Origin of the sequence: Limnohabitans sp. Rim47 (assembly GCF_001517545.1) — a bacterium.
In the GTDB taxonomy this organism is placed as follows: Bacteria; Pseudomonadota; Gammaproteobacteria; order Burkholderiales; family Burkholderiaceae_C; genus Limnohabitans_A.
The window spans coordinates 1-6,852 of sequence record NZ_FBYA01000009.1; the positions used below are offsets into that span (position 1 = coordinate 1).

Annotated in this window: 1 protein-coding gene; it reads right to left on the bottom strand. The window is 60.1% G+C overall.

What is annotated here, in order from left to right; translation table 11 throughout:
* On the bottom strand, positions 1–6,852 hold a 6,852-nt coding region (locus BN3544_RS14045), incomplete at both ends, for an autotransporter-associated beta strand repeat-containing protein (protein WP_197409915.1).

The window sequence follows — 6,852 nt, forward strand, 5'->3', positions numbered from 1 at the left end:
AGGTTCGAATCCCCGCTGATGCTCAAAGCGGTGAGGCCGGTGAACGCACCATCAACATCCGCTGCACCAGTGATGGTCAACGCATTGCCGCCACCGGCCAGCGTGCTTTGCGTGTTCACTGTTGAGGCGGTCAAGGTACGGTCGCCGCCGCTCAAAGTCACCGCACCAGCGTAAGTCTGCATGCCCGTGGTCGTGACATTCGCGCCAATGTTCGCAGTTCCCGACACGCTCAGGTTGGTGATGCCTGTGAAAGCACCGTCAATGTCGGCCGCACCCGTGATGGTCAACGCATTGCCGCCACCGGCCAGCATGCTTTGCGTGTTCACTGTCGAGGCGGTCAAGGTTCGGTCGCCACCGCTCAGCGTCACGGCACCGGTGTAGGTTTGCGAGCCACTGGTCGTGACGTTCGCGCCAATGTTGGCAGTGCCCGACACGCTCAAGTTCGTAATACCGCTCAAGGCGCCTTCAATGTCAACGGCACCGGCGATGGTCAAAGCATTGCCGCCACCGGCCAACGTGCTTTGCGTGTTCACTTTCGAGGCGGTCAAGGTACGGTCGCCACCGCTTAGAGTCACGGCACCTGCGTAAGTCTGCGTGCCCGTGGTCGTGACGTTCGCACCGATGTTGGCAGTGCCCGACACGCTCAAGTTTGTAATACCGCTGAATGCGCCGTCGATATCGGCTGCACCCGTGATCATCAACGCATTACCGCCACCGGCCAGCGTGCTTTGCGTGTTGATGGTGGAACCGGTCAACGACGTTTCTGCCGCCAAAGTGACCGCACCCTGGTAGGTTTGCGTGCCACTCGTCGTGATGCTGCGGGCCAAGGTGGACAAGCCTGTCACCGTCAAGGCCGATGTACCGGCCCCGCGTGTGATGCTGCTGCCACTGGCCATGCTCAAGCTGGCCACCGTCTGTGTGGCGCGCAGGTCCCAGATGCTGCGGGCCAAGGTGGACAAGCCTGTCACCGTCAAGGCCGATGTACCGGCCCCGCGTGTGATGCTGCTGCCACTGGCCATGCTCAAGCTGGCCACCGTCTGTGTGGCGCGCAGGTCCCACACCGAGGTGCCAGTCAGGCTGACATCAGTCGCACTGTTCAGCGCACCCGTCAACACCAAGGTGCCCGCTTCAATCGCTGTGCCACCTGTGTAGGTGTTGGTCGCGCTCAAGGTCAGGGTGCCGTTGCCTTTCTTCACCAACGACCCGGCGCCACTGATCTCGCCCGAAATCCTTGAGTCATTACTTGTCGAGTTCACAGCGAGCTCGTAAGTCGAGGCATTGAACGCCAGTGCCACAGATGGCAGGGATACTTCACTGGCTTTCAGCTCGGCATTGGCCATGAGCGTAACGGCATCTGCATAGCTTTGCATACCATTGGTGGTGACATTTCCACCCAATCGGGTCGCGCCGGAATGCACTGTGACCGAGCCCAAAGCGCCACCAACTGCAGCACCCACCGAACCACCCAAAGTGATGTTCCCGCTGCCCGCTGTCAAGGCCATGGTGTTGTACTCACCCGATTGCGAATTGACTGTACCACTCAGGACCACATTCGCACCCGAAACAGATTGACCGCTGCCGGTGGTGTCGATCACCAAATTGTCTTTCAAGGCGAGGTTGCCATTGAATGTGATGGCCCCCCCCGCAGATTGGTAAGTGCTGTTGGTTTCAATGCCGCTGGTCGCGGTGTAAGTCTGCGTGCCTGATGCGCCCGTACGAACATCGTGCAAGGCGATGTTTGCAGCATTGACCGTGAGTGAAGTCAATGCAGTGCCTGCACCCGCGGCATCGCTCAAGACCACATTGCCCATGCCCGCATTCAGAGTCAGTGCATGGGCGCCATTCACGGTACCCGCGATCAAAATGTTGCCTGCACCCGAGCCGGTACCCACGTTCAAGGCTTGGTTCAACACCAAGGCATCATTGAAACTGACTGCGCTGTTACTGGTGATCAAGGTGGTTGCGGCAGACACCGTGACGGCACCGCCGTAGGTTTGCGTTCCGCTGGTAGTTACATTTGCGCCAATGTTCGAAACGCCGCTGATGCTCAAATTCGTAATGCCACTGAATTCACCATCGATATCAGCGCCACCGGCGATGGTCAGCGCATTGCCGCCACCGGCCAGCGTGCTTTGCGTGTTCACTGTCGCGGCGGTCAAGGTGTGATCGCCGCCGCTCAAAGTCACCGCATCAGCGTAAGTCTGCATGCCCGTGGTCGTGACATTCGCGCCAATGTTCGCAGTTCCCGACACACTCAGGTTGGTGAGGCCAGTGAAAGCACCGTCAATGTTGGCCGCACCCGTGATCGTCAGTGCGTTGCCACCACCCGCCAAAGTGCTTTGGGTATTGATGCTGGTGCCTGTCAAGGTGCGGTCGCCACCGCTCAGCGTCACGGCACCGGTGTAGGTTTGCGTACCGCTGGTCGTGATGTTCGCGCCAATGTTCGAAGTGCCCGACACGCTCAGGTTGGTGAGGCCAGTGAATGCGCCGTCGATATCGGCTGCACCCGTGATCGTTAAGGCGTTGCCACCACCCGCCAAAGTGCTTTGGGTATTGATGCTGATCCCTGTCAAAGTGCGGTCGCCACCGCTCAGCGTCACGGCACCGGTGTAGGTTTGCGAGCCACTGGTCGTGACGTTCGCGCCAATGTTCGAAGTGCCTGACACGCTCAGGTTGGTGAGGCCAGTGAAAGCACCGTCAATGTTGGTCGCACCCGTGATCGTCAGTGCGTTGCCACCACCCGCCAAAGTGCTTTGGGTATTGATGCTGGTGCCTGTCAAGGTGCGGTCGCCACCGCTCAGCGTCACGGCACCGGTGTAGGTTTGCGAGCCACTGGTCGTGACGTTCGCGCCAATGTTCGAAGTGCCTGACACGCTCAGGTTGGTGAGGCCAGTGAATGCGCCGTCGATATCGACCGCACCCGTGATCGTTAAGGCGTTGCCACCACCCGCCAAAGTACTTTGGGTATTGATGCTGGTGCCTGTCAAAGTACGGTCACCACCGCTCAGCGTCACGACACCGGTGTAGGTTTGCGTGCCAATGGTCGTTATGTTCGCGACAATGTTCGAAGTGCCCGACACGCTCAGGTTGGTGAGGCCAGTGAATGCGCCGTCGATATCGGCTGCACCCGTGATCGTTAAGGCGTTGCCACCACCCGCCAAAGTGCTTTGGGTATTGATGCTGGTGCCTGTCAAGGTGCGGTCGCCACCGCTCAATGTCACGGCACCAGCGTAAGTCTGCGCGCCTGTGGTGGTGACGTTGGCACCAAGGTTCGAATCCCCGCTGATGCTCAAAGCGGTGAGGCCGGTGAACGCACCATTAACATCCGCTGCACCAGTGATGCTCAGCGCGTTGCCGCCACCGGCCAACGTGCTTTGCGTGTTCACTGTCGAGGCGGTCAAGGTACGGTCGCCGCCGCTCAAAGTCACAGCGCCACCATAGGTCTGCGTGCCTGTGGTAGTGACGTTGGCACCAAGGTTCGAATCCCCGCTGATGCTCAAAGCGGTAAGGCCGGTGAACGCACCATCAACATCCACTGCACCAGTGATGGTCAACGCATTGCCGCCACCATCCAGCGTGCTTTGCGTATTGATGGTAGAGCCAATCAAAGTCCGGTCGCCGCCGCTCAAAGTCACAGCGCTGCCATAAGTCTGCATGCCCGTGGTCGTGACATTCGCGCCAATGTTCGCAGTTCCCGACACGCTCAGGTTGGTGATGCCTGTGAAAGCACCGTCAATGTCGGCCGCACCGGTGATGGTCAACGCATTGCCGCCACCGGCCAGCATGCTTTGCGTGTTGATGATGGATCCGCTCAATGTGCGGTCGCCACCGCTCAAGGTCACAGCGTCACCATAGGTCTGCGTTCCCGTGGTCGTGACGTTCGCGCCAATGTTGGCAGTGCCCGACACGCTCAAGTTCGTAATACCGCTCAAGGCGCCATCGATGTCGGCCGCACCGGTGATGGTCAACGCATTACCGCCACCGGCCAACGTGCTTTGCGTGTTCACTGTCGAGGCGGTCAAGGTACGGTCGCCACCGCTTAGAGTCACGGCACCTGCGTAAGTCTGCATGCCCGTGGTCGTGACGTTCGCACCGATGTTGGCAGTGCCCGACACACTCAGGTTGGTGATGCCTGTGAATGCGCCGTCGATATCGGCTGCACCCGTGATCGTTAAGGCGTTGCCGCCACCGGCCAGCGTGCTTTGCGTGTTGATGGTGGAACCGGTCAACGACGTTTCTGCCGCCAAAGTGACCGCACCATGGTAGGTTTGCGTGCCACTCGTCGTGATGCTGCGGGCCAAGGTGGACAAGCCTGTCACCGTCAAGGCCGATGTACCGGCCCCGCGTGTGATGCTGCTGCCACTGGCCATGCTCAAGCTGGCCACCGTCTGTGTGGCGCGCAGGTCCCAGATGCTGCGGGCCAAGGTGGACAAGCCTGTCACCGTCAAGGCCGATGTACCGGCCCCGCGTGTGATGCTGCTGCCACTGGCCATGCTCAAGCTGGCCACCGTCTGTGTGGCGCGCAGGTCCCACACCGAGGTGCCAGTCAGGCTGACATCGGTCGCACTGTTCAGCGCACCCGTCAACACCAAGGTTCCCGCTTCAATCGCTGTGCCACCTGTGTAGGTGTTGGTCGCGCTCAGGGTCAGGGTGCCGGCCCCGGTTTTGCTCAAGCCACCGGTGCCACTGACCACCATGCCTACCTCGCGGGAGCCGGCGGTGTTCAGTGTGAGCGTGTTGCTGCCCAACAGCACAGAACCAGTAAGGTTGCTTGCCGACGACAGGTTGTTGAGGGCGACCCCTGCAGACGCGCCAGAAATATCCAGCACAGCGCCGTTGCTGCCCGAAACGTGCACTGCGCCTGACGCGACGATGCTGCCTGCACCCTTTATTTTCAAGGTCGCACCCCCGGTGATGTCGGTGTTGCCGGTGTAAGTGTTAACGCCACTCAGGGTCAGCGTACCGCCTGAAACTTCCAGACCACCACTGCCAGAACCGCCGCTGATCACGCCCGAAAACTCGTCGCCCGCCAGGCCCGCAGTGACCTTCAATCGCTGGTCCGCCCCGACCACCACATCACCCGCACCCGCCAACGACTGGAGGGTGGTGGTGCCAGCCGAAGGTGTGCCGGCGTTCAACACCGCGCCAGCACTCACATGCACTTTGGCAGCGGTCTCCAGCGCTTGTCCCGCGCTGTGGTTGGCCACCAAGGTGCCCGCTTCGATGCTCACCAAGCCCGTCAAAGTGTTACCGCCTGTTAAGGTCAATGCACCGCTACCCACTTTGCGCAATGCGCCCGCACCACTGATCACGCCTGAGATGGTTTGGTTGTTGGTGTCGCCTGTAGTCAGCGTCACCCCACTGCCCAACACAATGCCACCTGCCCCGCTAAGCGACGCAATGGTGTCCGTTGCTTCTGCGTGGTACGTTGCACCAGAAGCCACCACGACATCTGTGATATCGGCCAAGGTACCCGTGACCTTCAAGATGCCGGCATTGACTTGGGTATCACCCGCGTAGGTATTAGCGGCGCTCAGGGTCAGCGTGCCACTTCCCACCTTGCTCAACGTGCCCGTTCCACTGATCACGCCTGAGATGGTTTGGTTATTGACATCGCCTGTGATCAGCGTCACCCCAGTGGCAAGCGCCACCGCGCCAGCACCGCTCAAAGACTGAATGGTGTCACTGGCTTGCACCCTATAACTGGCAGCCGAAGCCACCACCACATCGGTGCTATCAGCCAATGTGCCCGTGACCTTCAAGGTGCCTGCATTGACGTTGGTGTCACCCGAGTAAGTGTTGGCACCCGACAGCGTCAATGTGCCGGAACCAAGTTTTGTCATCGTCACGCCCGAGCCTGAAAGGCCGGCGGCAAAAGTCACGGCTTGACCGTTGGTGTCGATCTTGATCGTTTGGCTGACCGCGTTAGAAATACGCGCCGAATAGTCCACCTGGTTATCGGTGCTGTATTGCAGTGCGCCGCCGTCAAATTGAATTGAGCCTGTGCTGTTACTGCCCAAAGCGTTGGCATTCCCCACATTCAACAAGCCTGCTGCCAGCGAGGTGCTGCCCATGAAGTTGCTGTTATTGCCCGTCAACGTGGCAGTGGCCGAACCACTTTGTTGCAAGGCACCTGCGCCAGAGATGACGTTGGCCACAGTGAAATCGTTGCTGCGATTCAGGGTCAGTTTGCCCCCGCTATCGATCACGATGTTGCTGGCCTCCGCCAAAGCACCGGTTGTGCCGTTGCCCAATTGGAGTGTGCCGCCAGCCACAGTCAAACTCCCGGTGTGGGTGTTTGTGCCAGTCAGCACCAACGAGCCAGAGCCCGACTTGGTCAAGCCGGCAGAGCCTGCGATCACGCCGGCATAGTTCACGCTGACACTGGCGTCGGTGCTGAACTTGCTGTTGGCAGTCACTGTGATGCCACGCAGGGCCGACAGGGTCATGTCGGCAGTGGCCTGCAAGGTGCCCCCATTCAGCGTGATGTTGTTGGCGATGACTGCTCCGGGCACAGCACCCAAATTGCGATCAGCAGACACCTGCAACACACCACCACTGAGGGTGGTGCCGCCCTCGTAGGCGTTGGCGGCATGGCTCAACACCAAAATGCCACCACTTGTTTTGGTCAAACGGCCTGTGCCTGAAATGGCACCTGTGACTGTCAGCGTGTCGCCTTGGGCAATGTCAAACGTGCTGTCCGCCGTCATCGAGATGGTGCCGCCCCACTGGCTGCTGGCGTCCTTCAAAGTGCCGCCCTGCAACACCAAGCCCTCTGCTGCTACCGTCACCCCCGCCAAGTCCAGCGTTGCTCCGCTGGCCAAAGTCGTGCCCCCTGCCGCGCTGCCCAAG